The sequence below is a fragment of the Mesorhizobium sp. P2_F7 genome (assembly GCF_056403695.1).
On the sequence record NZ_JBFUFA010000001.1, the window covers coordinates 392,337 to 410,452 of the forward strand.

Genomic DNA, 18,116 nt, shown 5'->3' on the forward strand with positions numbered 1-18,116 from the left:
CCTCGCTCATTGGTCGCCACTCCGGGGATCGAGCGCGTCGCGCAGGCCGTCGCCAAGCAGGTTGAAGCCGAGGCTGACGATGAGAATGGCAAAGCCCGGCGCGCCGGCCACCCACCACTGGTCGAGCACGAAGCGGCGGCCGGATGCGATCATCGTGCCCCATTCCGGCAGCGGCGGCTGCGCGCCAAGGCCGAGGAAGCCAAGACCGGCAGCGGTGAGGATAATGCCGGCCATGTCGAGCGTCACCCTGATGATCAGCGAGGAGATGCAGAGAGGCATGATGTGGCGCAGCACGATTCGAAACGGCGAGGCGCCCATCAACTGCACCGCCTTGATGTAATCCGAATTGCGCACCGTCAGCGTCTCGGCGCGGGCAATTCGGGCGTAAGGCGGCCAGGAGGTGATGGCGATGGCGAGCACCGCGTTCTCGATGCCGGGGCCAAGTGCCGCGACAAAGGCCAGCGCCAGGATCAGCTTGGGGAATGCGAGGAAAATGTCGGTGATGCGCATCAGGATCGCATCGGTCCAGCCGCCCGCATAGCCGGCGACGGTGCCGACCAGCAGGCCGATAGGTGCTGCGATGATGGCGACAAGAATGACGACATAGAGCGTCCAGCGCGAGCCAAAGAGAATGCGCGAATAGATGTCGCGGCCGAGATCGTCGGTGCCGAACCAATGCGCCGCGCTGGGCGCTAAGAGCCGCGCGTTCTTCAAGTCGCCAATGGTCGGCGAATAGGGCGCCAACACGTCGGCGAAGGCGGCGACGACCAGCAGCGCGATGATGATGAGCAGGCCGAGAAACGCCAGCCGGTTGGCGGAAAAGCGCCGCCAGGCGACATAGGCGCGCCCGAGCCTTGCCTGCATGCGCGAGGCCGGCCGCTCGCTGAGCAGCCAATCGCGGCGAGAGAGAGGACGGGCGTCGGAGGCGGTCATGTCGATGCCCCTTGAAACCGTCGACCCCCACTCCGGTCTGCTTCGCAGACCACCTCTCCCCCGATCGACGGGGGAGAGGAAAGGCGCCAGGCGCGCGACCGGCTTTTCCTCTCCCTCGGGCAGGGGGAGAGGTGGCCCGAAGGGCCGGAGTGGGGGTGATTGGCCGCAGCTGAGATCGAAAGTGGGATACCTCTGCTCATCGGACCTTCGTCCTCGGATCAAGCACCTTGTAGAGCAGGTCGGACAGAAGGTTGATGCCGATGAACACCGAACCGATGACGATGGTGCCGCCGAGCACGGCGTTCATGTCGGCGTTCTGCAGCGAATTGGTGATGTAGAGGCCGATGCCGGGCCAGGAGAATACGGTCTCGGTCAGCACCGAACCTTCGAGCAGGCCGGCATAGGACAGCGCGATCACCGTGACCATCGGCACAGCTGCATTGCGCAGCGCGTGGCCCCAGATGATGCGCGTCTCCGACAGGCCCTTGGCGCGCGCGGCGACGATGTATTCCTGCGACAGCTCGTTCAGCATGAAGGAGCGCGTCATGCGGCTGATATAGGCGAGCGAGAAATAGCCGAGCAGCGAGGCCGGCAGGATGATGTGGCGGTAGGCGTCGTAGAAGACATCCCATTGCCCCTGCATCGCGGCGTCGAGCAGATAAAAGCCGGTGATCGGCGTGAAGGTGTATTCGTAGACGACGTCCAGGCGGGCCGGGAAAGCCACCCATTGCAGCTTGGCGTAGAACAGGACGAGCCCCAGAAGCCCGATCCAGAAGATCGGCACCGAATAGCCGATCAGGCCGATGACGCGTACGATCTGGTCGATAAGGCTGCCGCGTTTTACCGCTGCCAGCACGCCGAGCGGCACGCCGATCAACGAGCCTATCAGCGTTCCCAAAGTCGCCAGTTCGATGGTTGCCGGAAAGGCACGACGGATGTCGGTCATGACCGGATTGGTGGTCAGCACCGACGTGCCGAAATCCCCGTTCAGCGCATTCTTCACATAGATATAGAACTGCTCGATCAGCGGCAGGTCGAGGCCCATCTCGCGGCGGGTGCGCTCGACCACATTGAGAGGCGCCCTGTCGCCCAGCACCGCCAGCACCGGGTCGATCGGGATGACGCGGCCGATGAAGAAGGTCACCGCGAGCAGGCCAAGATAGGTCGTGACCGCGATGACCAGGAAACGGCCGATCGCCGATGCAATAGCGAAGGCGCGGGCGCTGCCGCGCCCGCTTTGGTTTTCAATCGCGCTCATACGGCGCGCCCGTGGGCATTACTCTTTCGAGACCGGGCCGACGAAGTTGCTGTCGAAGCTCGGGCCGAGCGCGAAGCCCTTGAGGTTCTTGCGCAGGCCGGCCACTTCGAGTTGCTGGTGAATGATGACGAAGGGGCTGGTGTCGAGGATCTTCTGCTGCAGATCCTTGTACATATCGGCACGCTTGCCCGCGTCCTTCTCCAGCAGGGCGGCTTCCGTTTCCTTGGTCAGGTCCGGAATGTCCCAGGAGTTGCGCCAGGCGAGCGTATGCGACTTGCCGGCATCCGAATTGTCGGGGTTCGACGCAAAGGTCTGGGCATTGGAATTCGGATCGAAATAATCCTGGCCCCAATTGCCTATATAGATGTCGTGATTGCGGGCGCGGTATTTGGTCAGCGTCTGTTTGCCGTCGCCGGGGATGATCTCCAGCTTGATGCCGGCCTGGCCCAGCGTCTGCTGGATGGATTCCGCCATGCCGGTGGTCGGCTGTCCCGTGCGTACGTCCATGGTTACGCTGAAACCATCGGGCAGGCCGGCCTTGGCCAGCAATTCCTTGGCCTTGGCGACGTCGAGCTTGAAGGGATTGTCGTCTACGGCGCCCAGATCACCTTTGGGCAGGAAGGACTGGTGAATCTCGCCAATACCCTTGAGGATGGTCGTGCTCAGCGCATCGTAGTCGACCAGATATTTGAACGCCTGGCGCACTTCGGGCTTGGCCAGGTTCGGGTTCTTCTGGTTGAGGCTGATGTAGTAGACCGTCCCCTTCGGGGCAGCGGTGGTCGTTATATCGGCGTTCTTGGCGATGGCGTCGAGATCGTTCGGCTCGAGATTGCGGGCGACGTCGATGTCACCGGCTTCGAGCGCCAGGCGCTGCGCCGAGCTTTCCTTCATGTTGCGGTAGATGACGCGGGCAAGCTTGGCTTTCTCGCCATAGTAGTTGTCGTTGCGCTCCATGACGACGACCTCGTTGGCCCGCCATTCACGCAGCTTGTAGACACCGGAGCCGGCATAGCCGGTCTTCAGCCAGGCGTTGCCGAAATCATTGTCATATTTGTAGTCGGCGCTCGGCGTGACCGCTGCGACATGTTCCTTGACCAGCTTGGCATCGACCACCGAGGCGACCGTTGCCGACAGGCAGTTCAAGACGAAGCTCGGCGCATAGGCCTTGTCGACGGTGAACTGGAACGTCGCATCGTCGACCGCCTTGGCCTTGTCGGTGACGTTGTCGCCGCTGATACCGAACTGGCCGATGATGAAGGCCGGGCTCTTGTCCAGCTTGACGGCGCGCTCGAAGGAGTAGGCGACGTCGGCCGCGGTGACCGGATTGCCGGAGGCGAATTTCAGGCCGGGCTTGAGCTTGAACGTATAGACAAGGCCATCGTCGGAGACGGTCCAGCTCTCGGCGAGATCGCCCTTGACCTTGGAGGTGTCGCTGAGATCCAGGCGCACCAGCAGATCATAGGTGTTGCMGGTGACCTCGGCGGTCGACAGCTCGAACGCCTCGCCCGGATCCATGGAGATGATGTCGTCGATGGCAAAACCTTCGACCAGCGTGTCGGCGGGCGTCACGGCAAAGGCAGGAGCAACGCCAATGAGCAGCGCGGACATGGCAGCACCGGCGAGCCAAACGCGCGAGCGTAGAGCAAACTTTTCCATCATCATGATGATTGTTCCCTGTTTTGTTGATTGTTGACCCGAGTTCCCGGCTCAGGGTTGCAGTAATCTTTTTCGCGGCCGAAGGACGACCGTTAGACCCCTTACCGTGTTGATTTTTTTCCAATTGGTCAACACCCTATCCGGCAGCCCTCCAACCGGCAACGGGCATTTATGAGCTGGCATAGTGGAGCGGAATGTGCTGCGCGCGTCGAAGCATGGGCCAGCCAATTGCAGCCGCCTATTTGGAAAAATCTGCTCTTGTCAGTGCTACTTGATCGCGGCGACCAGATCGGCGTCGGGAAAGCAGGTGGCGGCGCGGCCGTTCTTTTCCTGCCAGCTGCCGATCGAGCGCCGGGTCTTGAAGCCGGGCAGACCGTCGGCGCTGCCGACATCGTAGCCCTTGGCCTCCAGCGCCCGCTGCAAGGCGGCGATGTCGGAACGATGGAGACCGCCGACCGGACCCCATTTGCCGGCGAAGTCGGCATCGCCGTGCGCAATGCGGTCGGCGCCATGGCCGATGAACAGGGCGTAGAGGTCGCTGGTGTTGTATTCCTTCAGCACGTAGAAGTTCGGCGTCGCGATGAAGGCGGGTCCGCTGCGCCCGGCCGGCATCAGCAGAAAGCCTTCAGCCTTCAGTTCGCTGCCCGGAAACCGTTTGCCGTCGACGCGGCTGATGCCCAGAGCCGCCCATTGCGATATCTTCCTGCCCTGGTCAGGGCCTTCTAGCGAGCAGGAAACGCTTGCCGGCACCGTGACCTCGAAACCCCAGCCGCGACCCTTCACCCAGCCATAATGGACGAGATAGTTGGCGATCGAGGCCAGCACGTCCGGGGTCGAATTCCAGATGTCGGGGTGGCCATCACGGTCGAAATCGACGGCATGCTTGAGGAAGGAGGTCGGCATGAATTGCGGCTGGCCGAGTGCGCCGGCCCAGGACGATTTCATGGCGCCGACCGGCGCCAGTCCGCGCTCGACGATCTCAAGAGCGGCCAGAACTTCGGTGCGGAAGAAATCTTTCTTGGTCGACATGAACGCCTTGGTGCCGAGCACTTGAAAGGCGTCGTAAGGCATCTTTGCCGCGCCGAAGCCGGTTTCACGCCCCCAGATCGCCAGCAGCACCTCGCCCGGGACGCCGTAGCGCTTCTCGATGGCGGCCAGCGTCCTGGCGTTGGCCGCCTCGCGCGTGCGCCCGCCTGATGTAACGGCGCGCACCGTCTTTTCGGCGAAATAGGCGCCGGGCGAGCCGAACTCGGCCTGATGCTGCTTTTGCGGGGCTTTGGGCTTCTCGCCGGGCAGGACGAGGTCGGGCAGTTTGAGGTTGGGCTTTACGCCGTCGAAGGCGGCGTCGAATGTGGCTTTGGAAATGCCTTTGGTCTGGGCTTCTGGCCAGAGATCGGTTTGCAGCCAGGTGCGGAACTGGTCGTCGATTTTGGCGGCGGAGGCGGGAGAGATGAGGAGGAGAGCGGCAAGGGCTGTGAGAAACGTGACGAGTGCTAATGTGAAAGATCCGCGTTCCGTCACCCCCCCCTCTGTCCTGCCGGACATCTCCCCCTCAAGGGGGGAGATCAGCAGCTTTTCGGACGGGATGCTTCTTTCAACGCTGGTGGTTGGCGAAAACCGAAGCGACATCCAATCTCCCCCCTTGAGGGGGAGATGTCCGGCAGGACAGAGGGGGGTGTTTGGCGCTAACCTCGAAGAATGCGTACCGGTCATGTCGCACACCCTCTCCGCCAATTGCGTCAAAACGCCGTCCGCGATCGCAACGCGGCGGCTAGCGTACCCTCATCGAGATAGTCCAACTCACCACCAACCGGCACTCCATGCGCGAGCCTGGTCACCTTGACCTCGAAACCAGAGAGCTGGTCGGTCAGGTAATGTGCCGTGGTCTGGCCCTCGACCGTGGCGTTGACGGCGAGGATCACTTCCTTGACCTCGCCGCCGGCGACGCGGTCGACCAGCGAGCGGATGTTGAGCTGTTCGGGGCCGATGCCGTCGAGCGGCGACAGCGTGCCGCCGAGCACGTGATAGCGCACGTTCATCGCCGCTGCCCGCTCCAAAGCCCAGAGATCCGAGACATCCTCGACGACGATCAGCGTACTGGCATCGCGGCGCGGATCGGTGCAGATCATGCAGGGATCTGCCGTATCGACATTGCCGCAGGTGGTGCAGATGCGCACCTTGTCGGCCGCCTCGCCCATGGCGGCGGCGAGCGGCGACAAAAGCTGTTCCTTCTTCTTGATCAGGTGCAGTGCGGCGCGCCTGGCCGAACGCGGGCCGAGGCCCGGCACCTTGGCCAGGAGCTGGATCAGGCGTTCGATCTCGGGACCGGCGATTCGCTTGGACATCGCACTGATCTAGGATTTTTCGGCGCGCTTTGAAACATGCCGCATACGCACAGAGCCCGCCATGCTGCCATGGCGGGCTCTGAAAATGCAGTAAGGCTCAATAGGCGGAGAGCGGCCGGGTCTGATCGACGATCATCGCGCCGATGGCGTCGGTGTTCTCAGGCGTCGACTGGAAACCCATAGACGCTTCCTGCGTCGCTGATGGCACCGAGGTGATGTAGCGGGCGTTGAGAGTGCCGCCAAAGCGCGACGCATCCGGTTCGGCCATCGGCTCCTGCATCGCCACCTCGGTCTGCTTTGTAGCGACGCGGGCGCCCTTCACCGGGGCTGCGGCTGCCGTGACATAGGTCTGCTCGGCCGGGGCGGCGATTGCCTTGGCCGCGCGAGAAGCTGCGGCCTGCTTGGCCGGATCGGGACGGACAATCGTTTTCACCACCGGCTCGGCGTAAGCCACCTGCACCGGCGCTTCAGGCACAGGCGCGCGCGGCGTTGCGGAGGCAACCATGGTCGTGCCTTCATCCGGCAGCGGCTGCCAGTTGCGGCCCCGCTTCTCGTAGAAGGCGTTGCCACCGGCAACCATGGTGTAGTGCATGTTCTTGTAGGGGAACTTCAGGCCGGCGGTGTGGAAGTACATCGTGTTCTTCAGCTTGGCCTTGCGCTCGCCCTTGAGCACGGCGTCGGCAGCTTCCTCGACATCAGGCATCGCCTTGGAATTCATCGGCCGCGTCATCACGCCAGGCGCGAACTGACCCGGTTCGCCCACCACCTGGCAAATGGTGCTGCCATGATTGCCGGAGCGCAGCCGGTTCATCACCACCGTGCCGACGGCGATCATGCCGTCGCGACTCGACCGGTTGGACTCGAAGAACATTGCCCGCTCAAGGCATTCCTTCTCCTTCGGCGTGTTGCGGTAGGCGCGCGTTGAGAGGAAGCTGGGAGTTATGGCGTCGGTCAGGCTGGCGACCGACATGCCGTGAGAAGTGGTCTGGCTGCAACCCGCCAGGAACAAAGGGGAGAAGATGATGCCGAGCAACAGCGGCGTCTTCCATCGCGTCGCGATCAACAAAAGTGCCTCATTTTCCAGATGCCGCCCCGTCCCAGGATGTGGCAAGAATGAGACTCTTAAAGGCAAAAAGATGGCTAAAGGATTAGCATTCGTGCAGCATAGGTAAAACTTTATAAATGCCCCGATATGTCCGCGTGAGCAAAGCCGGGGAAAGTCTTAACAATAGCCCCGGCAGCCGATTTCCGTTCATAATCAATTAACTGGTGGCAGCCGGCTCAGAACGGCAATTTCATTCCGGGCGGGATCGGCAAGCCTGCCGTCAGCGCCTTGGTCTTCTCCTGCATGATCTGCTCGACCTTATTTTTGGCGTCATTGTGGGCGGCCAGAAGCAGGTCTTCGAGGATCTCGACATCGTCCTCCTTGAACAGCGACGGATCGATCTTCAGCGACTTCATCTCGAACTTGCCGGTCAGCGTGACGTTGACCAGGCCGCCGCCGGCCTGCCCGCTTGCTTCAAGCGTGGCGATCTCGTCCTGCATGGCCTGGAACTTGGCCTGCATTTCCTTCGCCTTGCCCATCAGGCCGAGAAGATCTTTCATGGTCGGGTCCTTTGCGGATTCGTGCTGTGGTCAGGTTTCGTCGTCGTCGGCCGGTGGCTCGACCGGCACTTCGGCCTTGTCCGTATCGACGTCGGGCGCGTCGGGAATGCGCACGTCGATGATCTTGGCGCCGGGAAAACGAGCCAGGATGGCGGCCACCGTCGGATCGCTTTTCGCATCGGAGAAAGCGGTCTCGCGCTTGGTCGATTCCATCTCGGCCAGAGTCTGGCCGCCCTCTTCCTTCGACAGCGACACCAGCCAGTTGCGGCCGGTCCAGGCGCGCAGCTTGGCGGTCAGTTCGTTAAGCAGCATTTTCGGCGCATCGTCGGTCAGGCTGACGTCGATGCGGCCGGGCTCGATGCGCACCAGGCGCACGCAGCGCTTGACCTGCACCTTGAAGGCCATGTCGCGCTGCTGGTCGGCAAGGGCGACGATGTCGGCCAACGATTTCACCGGGACGGCGGGCGTTTCGACAACCGGTTCCGGCGCCGGGACAAAGGCTGCCGGCAAAGGTTGCGGCTCAACCAGCCGCATGGTTTGCGCGCCGCTGCCACCGGGCGTCGGCATGCGCGACTGCGCCACGGCACTGGCGCCGCCGCCATTGCCTGGGGTTGCCGGGCCGGTGCTCGCCGGCGCGCCATTCGGACGCGGCGTTCCGCTCGAGACGGAGGCGCCGCTCTCCAGCGATTTCAGCGCCTCGTCCAGCGTCGGTAGGTCGGCGGCATGCGCCAGCCGGATCAGCACCATCTCACCGGCGCTGACCGGACGGTTGGACGACTGCACCTCGGGAATGCCTTTCAACAGCATCTGCCAGGTCCGCGACAGCACCTTGACCGACAGCGTGCTCGCGAAGTCGGCGCCGCGCCGGCGCTCGTCCTCGGACAGCGAGGCGTCGTCGGCGGCCGTTGGCACGAAACGCAGCCGGGTGACGAGGTGGTTGAATTCGGCAAGATCGGTGAGCACCGCGGCCGGATCGGCGCCGGTGTCATACTGGTTGCGGAATTCGGCCAGGGCGGCTGCCACATCGCCTTTCATGACATGTTCGAACAGGTCGACGATGCGGGCACGGTCGGCGAGCCCCAGCATGGCGCGCACCGCTTCGGCGCTGACGGCGCCGCCGCCATGGGCGATCGCCTGGTCGAGGATGGAGAGCGAATCGCGGGCCGAACCTTCGGCCGCGCGCGCAATCATCGCCAGCGCGTCGTCGTCGACCGATATGCCTTCCTTGCCGGCAATGGATGACAGGTGCGCGACCAGCGCGCCGGCATCGATGCGCCTCAAATCGAAGCGCTGGCAGCGCGACAGGACGGTGATCGGCACCTTGCGGATTTCAGTGGTGGCGAAGATGAATTTGACGTGCGGCGGCGGCTCTTCCAGCGTCTTCAACAGGCCGTTGAAGGCCTGGGTGGAGAGCATGTGCACTTCGTCGATGATGTAGACCTTGTAGCGGGCCGACACCGGGGCGTAGCGCACGCGCTCGATAATGTCCCTGATGTCGTCGATGCCGGTATGCGATGCGGCGTCCATCTCGATGACATCGACATGGCGGCCTTCCATGATCGCCTGGCAGTGCTCCCCCAAAACGGCAAGGTCGACCGATGGCTGATCGACGGTCGGCGTCTTGTAATTGAGCGCCCGCGCCAGGATGCGCGCCGTGGTCGTCTTGCCGACGCCGCGCACGCCGGTCAGCATCCAGGCCTGGGCGATGCGGCCGGTGGAAAAAGCGTTGGTCAGCGTGCGGACCATCGGCTCCTGGCCGATCAGTTCGGAGAAGTTCGCCGGACGGTACTTGCGCGCCAGCACGCGATAGGCGGCGGCCTTTTGCTTATCCAGGTTTTCTGGGCCCGAATTTCCGGCTTCGCTCATTCGCCCATAAAGCTCCAAAAGGCCGCGTCCGAGGCTGGCCGATTCCTGCTAATAGTCTCGCCCGCGCTGCAATGCGTCGTCAATGTCGCGAGAGGGGCCGATGAGGTGGGAGGCTGGAACAATGACCCGTTCCGGGCTCGTTAGGGCTGCTTCCTTCCGGACCTGACCCGGTTGGCGAGTGGATCGTCCACCACCAACCTCCCGGGTTCCATATCGGCAATTGCGCGGTGAAATGCAAGGGTGCATCGAGAATCGGACGCTCTCAAGCTCCGCCGCTCAATGAATCGCTTGCAGCCCCCGTGCTGCCGCTCTAGCGTTCTGAGTTTGGGAAACAATGCGAGAAACGCAAGGGAAACGCCAATGCTGCCGGGCCTCAAGGCCGGATTCACGCTCGACTCCAGGCTGGAGGCGGACAGCGAGCAGCTGATGTGGCTCGGCCTGTGCGAATTGCGCGTGATGAACGACCGCCGCTGGCCATGGCTGGTCCTGGTGCCGCAGCGGCCCGGCATCGAGGAAATCCACGACATGACGCCGCTCGACCAGGCGATGCTGACCTTCGAGACCAATATGGTGGCGCAGGCGCTGAAACGGACCACCGGCTGCACCAAAATCAACACCGGCGCGCTCGGCAACATCGTGCGACAACTGCATGTCCATGTCATTGCCCGCTCCGAAGGCGATCCGGGCTGGCCAGGCCCGGTATGGGGGCACGGCATGCGCGAGCCCTATCAGCGTTCCGACATCCGCCGGTTTGCGCAACAGATAAAGGCGGCGCTATAAACTGCGCCCGTGTCCATCCTGAACGTTCGAGCCTCCATGACCTTTCGCCTGTTTGACGCGCCCTTGCGCGAACCGAGCCACTTCGTCGGTTTCGCCGGCAACACGATCGATCGGCAATCCGAAAACCGCGCCGACGATTCCGTCGAAAGGGCGCTCGCCGATCCCAAAGCACGGCTTTTGGCGATGCATGGTGGTCGGCTGTATCTGAAATTCAACGACGGCAATTTCGACCCGTGGTTCGATGTCGCCGGCAGCGAGCTCCTGCAACCGTCCTTCGCGCATGGCGTCCTGCTTGGTTTTGCCGAGAGCGGCCCGGTGCTGGCGGTGCCGGTTGGCATCGAGCCGGAGCTGCTGCCGGAGACCATCAAGGCCATCGACTATCGCTCAGTCTATATGCAGGGGCTGATCGACGAGGCGTCCGCCGGCGCGCTGGCGCAAGGTGCGGCGCTGCTTGCCTGGCATGCCAGCCACCGCTTCTGCAGCAAATGCGGCCATGAATCCGAAATGCGGGCCGGCGGCTACAAGCGGCACTGCCCTAACTGCGGCACCGAGCATTTTCCGCGCACCGATCCGGTAGCGATCATGCTGACGGTGACAAGGGAAAAATGCCTGCTCGGCCGCGGCCGGCATTTCGGCCCTGGCATGTATTCGGCGCTGGCCGGCTTCATCGAGCCGGGCGAGACGATAGAGGCCGCGGTGCGCCGCGAAACGCTGGAGGAAGCCGGCATCAGGCTCGGCCGCGTCGTCTACCACGCCAGCCAGCCCTGGCCGTTCCCCTATTCGCTGATGATCGGCTGTTTCGGCGAACCGCTCAACGAGGACATCCAGGCCGACCTCAACGAACTGGAGGATTGCCGCTGGTTTTTCCGCGACGAGGTGCGCTCTATGCTGGAGAGGACGCACAAGGACAATCTGGTCACGCCGCCGAAAGGCGCCATCGCGCATCATCTGATCCGCGCCTGGGTCGATAGCGAGTAAGTAGGGATAACGGGAGCAAAAAATGATCCGTCACACCGTGGTTTTCACGCTTAAGCACCCGCAGTACTCGCTGGAGGAAAAGCGCTTCCTCTCCGACGCCAAGCGCATCCTCAGCGCGATCAAGGGCGTCACGGATTTCGAGCCGCTGCGGCAGGTCAGCCCCAAGAACGACTATCACTTCGGCTTCTCGATGGAGTTCGTCGATCAGGCCGCCTACACCAAATACAATGAGCATCCCGACCACGTCGCCTTCGTGCGCGACCGCTGGGTGCCGGAAGTCGAGAGATTCCTCGAGATCGACTACGTGCCGCTGACCCTTCTGGTCTAATCCGCGACCTTCCACTGCTCGCGCGACTCGCTGGCGGGATAGACGCCCAGAATGCGCACTTCGCGCGAGAAGAAGCGCAGTTCGTCTAACGCCAGCTTGACCAGCGGATCGTCGGGGTGGCCCTCGATGTCCGCGTAGAACAGCGTCGCCGTGAAGGCGCCGAGCTGATAGCTCTCCAGCTTGGTCATGTTGATCCCGTTGGTGGCGAAGCCGCCCATCGCCTTGTAGAGCGCGGCCGGCACGTTGCGGACGCGGAACATGAAGGTCGTCATCATCTTGGTGTCGGCCGAGGGCCGTTCGGCCAATCGCTTGTCCTTGGTCAGGACGACGAAGCGGGTGACGTTCGAGTCAGTGTCCTCGACATTCCTCTCGATGATGTCGAGCCCATAGAGTTCGGCGGCGAGAGCCGGCGCGAGCGAGGCCATGGTGCGGTCCTTGAGCTCCGACACCAGCTTGGCTGACCCCGCCGTGTCGCCGGCAATCACCGGCTTCCAGCCATTCTTGCGGATGTATTTGCGGCACTGGCCCAGCGCATGAATGTGGCTGTGGACGGTCTTGATCTCTTCGCGCTTGACGCCCGGCAGGACCATCAGCTGGAAGTGGATGGGCAGGAAATATTCGCCGACGATGTGCAGCTTCGATTCCGGCAACAGGTGGTGGATGTCGGCGACACGCCCCGCGATGGTGTTTTCGATCGGGATCATGGCGAGGTCGGCCTTGTTGCTCTCGACCGCGTTGAAGGCATCCTCGAAGGTCGGGCACGGCAACGGCTCCATCGAAGGGAACATGTTGCGGCTGGCGGTGTCGGAATTGGCGCCCGGCTCGCCCTGGAAGGATATTCTGTTGGTCTTTTCAGGCATGCCGATATCTCAGGTTGAAAGGATGGTTCTGGCGCGTTCGAGGTCTTCCGGCGTGTCGACGCCGAGCGGCAGCGACTGCACGATCTCGGCGTCGATGCGCATGCCGGCTTCCAGCGCCCGCAACTGCTCCAGCCGCTCGCGCCGTTCCAGCGGCGACGGTTTTAGCGCGACGAAGCGCTCGAGCGCTGCCCGGCGATAAGCGTAGAGGCCGACATGGTGATATAGCGGCCCCTCGCCCCAGGGCGCGGTGGCGCGGGTAAAATAGAGCGCCTTGAGCCGCGTCGCCGACAGCGGCGAACCGACGATCTTGACGACATTGGTATTGGTCTTTTCCTCGTCGCGGACGATCTCGACGCCAAGCGTGGCGATGTCGACCGCGGCGTCCTCGAACGGCCGCAGCGCCGCCCCGATGATTTCGGGATCGATGGTCGGAAGGTCGCCCTGCACATTGACGATGGTTTCGACCTTGTGGCCGGGATCGAGCGCGCTCAACGCCTCGAAAATGCGGTCGGAGCCGGATTCATGGTCGATCCGCGTCATCACCGCCTCGAAACCGTGCGACTGCACCGCCTCAGCCACGCTTTGCGTGTCGGTTGCCACCACCACCCGGCCGAGCCCGGCCTCGGCGGCGCGGCGGGCGACATGCACGATCATCGGGGCGCCGGCTATGTCGGCCAGCGGCTTGCCTGGCAGGCGCGTCGAGGCCATGCGGGCCGGGATCAGGATGAGCGTGGACATCGGGGCTGCTGGCGTTTGAAAAGACGACGGGAAAAGTGGCAAAAGGTCTCACTGGAAGCGCCCTTATAGGTGTTGCAACGCTGGAGCAAAAGACCTAGTTTCCGCCCGATTTGACCGGCTCGACGGGGCTGGTCGGGATACCGACGGACGGAGTGGACGATCGGTCCGCCGGAAAAGGGAGCAAGGGGCGCATGGATTCCAACGAAGTCAACAAGCTGCTCGCCGGATTGCTCGGAACCTGTTTCGTCGTTTTCTCGGTCGGGCTGGTGTCTGACGCGCTGTTCGCCTCGCCCGCTCCGGAAAAGCCCGGCTACGCCATCGAGGCGACCGAGCCGGCCGAAGGTGGTGGCGCCGGACCTGCCGTAGAGGCCAAGCCGATTGCCGACCTGCTGGCCACCGCCAACGTCGAGCAGGGTGCGGCCGTGTTCAAGAAATGCCAAGCCTGCCATTCCGGCGAAAAGGGCGGCCCTAACAAGGTCGGCCCGGACCTCTGGGACCTGATCGACCGACCGGTCGCCGAGCATGAGGGCTTCGCCTATTCGGCCGGCATGAAGGAGTTCTCCAAGGGCGGCACTGAAAAGTGGACCTATGACAACATCAACCACTTCATCACCTCGCCGAAGAAGTTCGTGAAGGGCACGGCGATGGGCTTTGCGGGCCTGCCGAAGGACGAGGACCGCGCCAACGTCATCGCCTATCTGCGCACACTGTCGGACAGCCCGAAGCCGCTGCCGACGCCAGGTGCCGCCGCCGACGCGAGCGCGCCAGCCAAGCCTGCCGAAGGTGCCGCTCCGGCAAAGCCCGCTGAAGGTGCGACCCCTGCGGCACCGGCTCCTGCAGCGCCCGCGAAATAACCGATTTGTCATCTCGACGATCTCAAAAAAGCCGGGTTCAGCCCGGCTTTTTTGTTAGGAAAACCGCATATGCGGCGACAAAGCCGGCGCATGGCGGTTTTCACCGGCGTCAAATCCTCTAGGATCGCTGGCGGACGCATTGCGAAGAGGAGAACGCATGACGGTTGGCCGTACGCTTCTAAGATCAACGCTGATTGTCGCCGCTCTTGCCGGTGGCCTGCAGGCAGCTTTGTCCCAGGAATGGCGAACGACCTCCTCGCTGATCGGCCCCTCCAAATACGGCGAGAATTTCCAGCGCTACGATTATGTGAACCCGGACGCGCCGAAGGGCGGCACCTATAATTCGGTCGTTTCCGGCACGTTCGACAGCTTCAATCCCTACATCGTGCAGGGCTCGCCGGCGGCCGGTTTGCAGCCATTTGGCGGCGGCCTGCTCTACGACACGCTGATGGATCAAGCGACTGACGAAGGCAGCGTCAGCCATCCCTTGATCGCAAACGCATATAAATACCCGGCCGACTATTCTTCCGCGACTTACCGCCTTGATCCGCAGGCGAAATGGCATGACGGGCAGCCAATCACCACTGACGACGTGATCTGGTCGTTCCAGGTGCTGAAGGCCAACAGCCCGATGTACAGCCGTTATTTCGAAAACGTCACCGACGCCGTCGCGGTCTCGGACCGTGAGGTCGAGTTTCATTTCGACCAGAAAGGCAATCGGGAGCTGCCGAAAATTCTCGGCGACCTTGTCGTGCTGCCCAGACACTGGTGGGAAGGTACCGACGCCAGTGGCAAGAAGCGTGACATCACCAAGGGAACGCTGGAGCCGCCACTAGGCTCGGCTGCCTACAAGATCGCCAGCTTCAAAGCCGGCTCGGAGATTGTCTGGCAGCGCGTGCCCGACTATTGGGGCGCCAAGCTGGCGGTGAAGATCGGCCGCGAGAATTTCGACACCCAGCATTTCACCTACATTCTTGACGACAACGCGTCCTGGGAGGCGTTCAAGAAGGGTGGTCTCGACGACATCAAGCCGGAAAACAGCTCGAAGCGCTGGGCGACGTTTTACGACTTCGCGGCGATCAAGGCCGGCGACGTGATCAAGCAAGAATTCAAGACCACCTCGCCCGAGCCGATGCAGGCTTTCATGCTCAACCAAAGACATAAGCTGTTTGCCGATCGTCTGGTCAGGGCCGCGCTCACCTACCCCTTCGATTTCGAATCGATGAACCGCACGCTGTTCTTCGGCTTCAACAGCCGCACCCACAGCTATTTCCAAAGCACGGAATTGGCCTCGAGCGGCCTGCCGCAAGGCAAGGAACTGGAAATCCTGGAGAAGTACCGCGACAAGCTGCCGCCGGAGCTATTCACGCAGGAATTCAAGCTGCCGGTCTACGATTCGCCGCAAGCCGAGCGCAAATATCTGAAGCAGGCGGTCGACCTGTTCGCCCAGGCCGGCTGGGTGATAAAGGGCGGCAAGATGGTCAACGCCAAGACCGGCGAGCCATTCAAGTTTGAAATCCTCGGCTCGAGTGAAACCGACCAGGTCATCTCCAGCCCCTGGATCGCCAATCTGCGCAAGATCGGCGTCGATGCGACATTGCGCATCGTCGACCCGAGCCAATACACGAACCGCGTCCGAAATTTCGATTACGACGTCATCACGGGGCAGCTTCAGCAGTCGGAATCGCCCGGCAACGAGCAGCGCGACTTCTGGAGTTCGAAGGCCGCCGATACGCCGGGATCGCGCAACTATTCCGGCATAAAGAACCCGGTCGTCGATGCCCTTGTCGACCGCATCATTTTTGCCACGGACCGCGATGACCTCGTCGCCACCACCCATGCGCTCGATCGCGTGTTGCTGTGGAATTACTATGTCGTGCCGCAATACTACCGCGCTGTGGTGTGGCTCGCTTACTGGAACAAGTTTGGCATTCCGGAAAAACAGCCCGGTTACCGTGGCGCCGATATCGATTCCTGGTGGATCGATGCCGAGAAGGAAAAAGCGCTCGCGGCGAAATACAAGGGCAGCAATTAATGGCTGCGCTGCCTCGCCGCGATTTCCTGGCCCTCGGCGCCGCGGCGACCGCCGCCGCGCTGTTGCCGAGCAAGGCGTTCGCCGCCAGCCCGACCGGGGTGAAACTGCATGGGCTGTCAGCCTTCGGCGATCTTAAATACAAGCCGGACTTCACCCATTTCGACTACGTCAACGTCGACGCGCCGCAGGGTGGAACCTTCAATTTCCTGCCACGCACCTGGGGCCGGAATCAGTCGCAGCTGACCTTCAACACGTTGAATTCGTTCGTCCCCAAAGGCGACTCGCCCCAGCGCATGGAGATGTGTTTCGACTCGCTGATGGTGAGAGCATTCGACGAACCTGACGCCCTCTATGGGCTGATCGCTGACGGCGTGACGATTTCCGACGACCGCAACGGCTTCACCTTCTCGCTTCGGCCACAGGCCCGCTTTCATGACGGCACGCCGCTGACGGCAGAGGATGCCGCCTTCACCTTCAAGCTGCTCAAGGACAAGGGACACCCGGACTATTCGTTGCCGTTGACGCATCTGGATGATGCGATCGCCGACGACCCTCACACGCTGAAGCTCAACTTCTCCGGCAAGCAGACAAGTCGAACCATCCTCAACATCGTCGAGTTCCCGATCCTATCGAAGGCTTTCTACACGGCCAACCCGTTCGATTCCTCGCAGATGAACCCGCCGCTGGGGTCAGGCGCCTACAAGGTCGGCCGCTGGTCGGCAGGGGCGTGGATCGAATATGAGCGTGTGGCTGACTATTGGGGCAATGACCTGCCGGTCAGCCGTGGCCAGAACAATTTCGGCCGCATCCGCATCGAGTTCTACCAGGATCGCAACGCTTCCTTCGAAGCGTTCAAGAAGGGAGAGATCCTCTTCAAGGAGGAAGCCGTCTCCCGGATCTGGGCGACGGGCTACGACTTCCCGGCTTTCCTTGCCGGTAAGGTGGTGAAGCGTGAATTCCCTGCCGAAACCATGCCTTCCATGCAGGCCACCGCCGCCAATCAGCGGCGCGAGCAGTTTCGCGATCCGCGCGTGCGGCAAGCGATCGGGCTCTGCTTCGACTTCGAATGGACACGGCGCAATTTCTTCTATGGCTCCTACGAGCGCTCGCAATCCTGCTTCGAGCAATCCGAGTTTCGCGCCGAAGGCATGCCGTCGACGAAAGAGCTGGCTCTTCTTGAGCCGCTGCGCGACCAGATTCCGGCCGAGGCTTTTGGCGAAGCGGTCATGCAAGACGTGTCGAATGGCACCGGCCGCGATCGTCAGTTGCTTAGCAAGGCGGCCAAGCTTCTGGCTGAAGCCGGCTGGAAACGCTCCGGCAATTTCGTCGTGAACGACAAGGGCGGCCGTTTGTCAGCAGAGTTCCTTGTCGACGACCAGATCTTCGAACAAATCTATTCGCCATGGATTGAAAACATGAAAGCGGTCGGCATCGATGCGTCGATCCGGCTGGTCGATGCCGCGCAGTATCAGCTGCGGCAGAATTCGTTCGACTTTGATCTCATCTCGGTTGCGGCCCGGTTTCCGGCAACGCCAACCCGTGACGACCTTGAAACCATTTTCCACTCGCGCGCGGCGACCGTGCCGAGCTCTCGCAATCTGCCGGGAACATCAAGCCCGGCCATCGACGCCCTGGTCGACGCCGCAGGCGCCGCCACGGATCGCGAAAGCCTGACAATTGCCATGCGCGCGCTCGACCGGGTCTTGCGTGCAAGGCGCGATTGGATTCCAAGTTGGTTCCTGGCGAATCACCGATGCGCCTATTGGGACATGTTCGGCTTTCCCGAGCGGAAACCCGATTTCGACTTTCCGGTCGAAGCGCTGTGGTGGGTCGACAAGGGCAAGGCGGCAAAAATTGGCAAAGCCTGACATGACCGTTCG

General features: G+C 62.4%; 16 protein-coding genes and 1 other RNA gene. 6 read left to right on the forward strand and 11 right to left on the reverse strand.

What is annotated here, in order from left to right; translation table 11 throughout:
* Positions 1-6 precede the first annotated feature (6 nt).
* From nikC to ffs, 9 genes are all read right to left on the reverse strand, one after another.
* Positions 7-933 (reverse strand): nickel transporter permease, encoded by a 927-nt coding sequence (gene nikC / locus AC1DZ8_RS01815; RefSeq protein WP_477300500.1) that lies wholly within the window; start codon positions 931-933, stop codon positions 7-9.
* A 196-nt stretch (positions 934-1,129) separates the two neighbouring features.
* Positions 1,130-2,191, reverse strand: coding sequence for an ABC transporter permease (locus AC1DZ8_RS01820; protein ID WP_477300498.1), 1,062 nt, complete (start codon positions 2,189-2,191; stop codon positions 1,130-1,132).
* Positions 2,192-2,209: 18 nt separating this feature from the next.
* Positions 2,210-3,853 carry an ABC transporter substrate-binding protein gene (locus AC1DZ8_RS01825; RefSeq protein ID WP_477400279.1) on the reverse strand — a complete coding sequence of 548 codons (1,644 nt, stop codon included), beginning with the start codon at positions 3,851-3,853 and terminating at the stop codon, positions 2,210-2,212.
* Between the two features lie 261 nt (positions 3,854-4,114).
* A complete protein-coding gene (locus AC1DZ8_RS01830; protein WP_477400280.1) occupies positions 4,115-5,392 on the reverse strand; it encodes a lytic murein transglycosylase in 1,278 nt (425 codons plus the stop codon).
* A gap of 194 nt (positions 5,393-5,586) precedes the next feature.
* A complete protein-coding gene (gene recR, locus AC1DZ8_RS01835) occupies positions 5,587-6,192 on the reverse strand; it encodes a recombination mediator RecR (protein ID WP_477300492.1) in 606 nt (201 codons plus the stop codon).
* A gap of 97 nt (positions 6,193-6,289) precedes the next feature.
* Positions 6,290-7,255: a cell wall hydrolase gene (locus AC1DZ8_RS01840; protein WP_477300490.1), complete on the reverse strand. Its 966-nt coding sequence runs from the start codon at positions 7,253-7,255 to the stop codon at positions 6,290-6,292.
* Between the two features lie 218 nt (positions 7,256-7,473).
* Entirely contained in the window at positions 7,474-7,797 is a 324-nt protein-coding gene (locus tag AC1DZ8_RS01845) for a YbaB/EbfC family nucleoid-associated protein (RefSeq protein ID WP_454588116.1), read from the reverse strand.
* Between the two features lie 30 nt (positions 7,798-7,827).
* Positions 7,828-9,663 carry a DNA polymerase III subunit gamma/tau gene (locus AC1DZ8_RS01850; RefSeq protein ID WP_477300488.1) on the reverse strand — a complete coding sequence of 612 codons (1,836 nt, stop codon included), beginning with the start codon at positions 9,661-9,663 and terminating at the stop codon, positions 7,828-7,830.
* Positions 9,664-9,768: 105 nt separating this feature from the next.
* An RNA gene (gene ffs, locus AC1DZ8_RS01855) (signal recognition particle sRNA small type) lies at positions 9,769-9,865 on the reverse strand.
* A gap of 158 nt (positions 9,866-10,023) precedes the next feature.
* Here ffs and AC1DZ8_RS01860 point away from each other — a divergent pair.
* From AC1DZ8_RS01860 to AC1DZ8_RS01870, 3 genes are read left to right on the forward strand one after another with little or no spacing between them, the layout of a single operon-like run.
* On the forward strand, positions 10,024-10,443 hold the full coding sequence (locus tag AC1DZ8_RS01860) for an HIT domain-containing protein (RefSeq protein WP_142868516.1): 420 nt from the start codon (positions 10,024-10,026) through the stop codon (positions 10,441-10,443).
* A gap of 36 nt (positions 10,444-10,479) precedes the next feature.
* Complete coding sequence (nudC, locus tag AC1DZ8_RS01865; protein WP_477300485.1) at positions 10,480-11,421, forward strand: NAD(+) diphosphatase; 942 nt, start codon at positions 10,480-10,482, stop codon at positions 11,419-11,421.
* 22 nt (positions 11,422-11,443) lie between these two features.
* Positions 11,444-11,749, forward strand: a complete 306-nt coding sequence (locus AC1DZ8_RS01870) for a Dabb family protein (RefSeq protein WP_477300483.1) — start codon at positions 11,444-11,446, stop codon at positions 11,747-11,749.
* Here the strand turns inward: AC1DZ8_RS01870 and AC1DZ8_RS01875 are convergent.
* Both AC1DZ8_RS01875 and AC1DZ8_RS01880 read right to left on the reverse strand, forming a co-directional pair.
* A complete protein-coding gene (locus AC1DZ8_RS01875; RefSeq protein ID WP_477300481.1) occupies positions 11,746-12,609 on the reverse strand; it encodes a prephenate dehydratase in 864 nt (287 codons plus the stop codon). The two genes, AC1DZ8_RS01870 and AC1DZ8_RS01875, sit on opposite strands and share 4 nt — an antisense overlap.
* 9 nt (positions 12,610-12,618) lie before the next feature.
* A complete protein-coding gene (locus AC1DZ8_RS01880) occupies positions 12,619-13,347 on the reverse strand; it encodes a 3-deoxy-manno-octulosonate cytidylyltransferase (RefSeq protein ID WP_477300479.1) in 729 nt (242 codons plus the stop codon).
* A 191-nt stretch (positions 13,348-13,538) separates the two neighbouring features.
* Between AC1DZ8_RS01880 and AC1DZ8_RS01885 the strand changes: the two genes are divergently transcribed.
* From AC1DZ8_RS01885 to AC1DZ8_RS01895, 3 genes are all read left to right on the forward strand, one after another.
* Complete coding sequence (locus AC1DZ8_RS01885) at positions 13,539-14,201, forward strand: c-type cytochrome (protein WP_477300478.1); 663 nt, start codon at positions 13,539-13,541, stop codon at positions 14,199-14,201.
* Positions 14,202-14,358: 157 nt separating this feature from the next.
* Complete coding sequence (locus tag AC1DZ8_RS01890) at positions 14,359-16,236, forward strand: extracellular solute-binding protein (RefSeq protein WP_477300476.1); 1,878 nt, start codon at positions 14,359-14,361, stop codon at positions 16,234-16,236.
* Positions 16,236-18,104, forward strand: a complete 1,869-nt coding sequence (locus tag AC1DZ8_RS01895; RefSeq protein ID WP_477300474.1) for an extracellular solute-binding protein — start codon at positions 16,236-16,238, stop codon at positions 18,102-18,104. The genes AC1DZ8_RS01890 and AC1DZ8_RS01895 overlap by 1 nt, the downstream gene beginning before the upstream one ends.
* Positions 18,105-18,116: the final 12 nt, after the last annotated feature.

Excerpts from the sequence above, each read along its gene's own strand:
- AC1DZ8_RS01850 (WP_477300488.1), bottom strand. The coding sequence starts at position 9,663 with ATGAGCGAAGCCGGAAATTCGGGCCCAGAAAACCTGGATAAGCAAAAG.
- AC1DZ8_RS01830 (WP_477400280.1), bottom strand. The coding sequence starts at position 5,392 with ATGTCCGGCAGGACAGAGGGGGGGGTGACGGAACGCGGATCTTTCACA.
- AC1DZ8_RS01860 (WP_142868516.1), top strand. The coding sequence starts at position 10,024 with ATGCTGCCGGGCCTCAAGGCCGGATTCACGCTCGACTCCAGGCTGGAG.
- AC1DZ8_RS01895 (WP_477300474.1), top strand. The coding sequence starts at position 16,236 with ATGGCTGCGCTGCCTCGCCGCGATTTCCTGGCCCTCGGCGCCGCGGCG.
- AC1DZ8_RS01820 (WP_477300498.1), bottom strand. The coding sequence starts at position 2,191 with ATGAGCGCGATTGAAAACCAAAGCGGGCGCGGCAGCGCCCGCGCCTTC.
- AC1DZ8_RS01890 (WP_477300476.1), top strand. The coding sequence starts at position 14,359 with ATGACGGTTGGCCGTACGCTTCTAAGATCAACGCTGATTGTCGCCGCT.
- AC1DZ8_RS01875 (WP_477300481.1), bottom strand. The coding sequence starts at position 12,609 with ATGCCTGAAAAGACCAACAGAATATCCTTCCAGGGCGAGCCGGGCGCC.
- AC1DZ8_RS01845 (WP_454588116.1), bottom strand. The coding sequence starts at position 7,797 with ATGAAAGATCTTCTCGGCCTGATGGGCAAGGCGAAGGAAATGCAGGCC.
- nudC (WP_477300485.1), top strand. The coding sequence starts at position 10,480 with ATGACCTTTCGCCTGTTTGACGCGCCCTTGCGCGAACCGAGCCACTTC.
- AC1DZ8_RS01870 (WP_477300483.1), top strand. The coding sequence starts at position 11,444 with ATGATCCGTCACACCGTGGTTTTCACGCTTAAGCACCCGCAGTACTCG.
- AC1DZ8_RS01885 (WP_477300478.1), top strand. The coding sequence starts at position 13,539 with ATGGATTCCAACGAAGTCAACAAGCTGCTCGCCGGATTGCTCGGAACC.
- nikC (WP_477300500.1), bottom strand. The coding sequence starts at position 933 with ATGACCGCCTCCGACGCCCGTCCTCTCTCTCGCCGCGATTGGCTGCTC.
- recR (WP_477300492.1), bottom strand. The coding sequence starts at position 6,192 with ATGTCCAAGCGAATCGCCGGTCCCGAGATCGAACGCCTGATCCAGCTC.
- AC1DZ8_RS01880 (WP_477300479.1), bottom strand. The coding sequence starts at position 13,347 with ATGTCCACGCTCATCCTGATCCCGGCCCGCATGGCCTCGACGCGCCTG.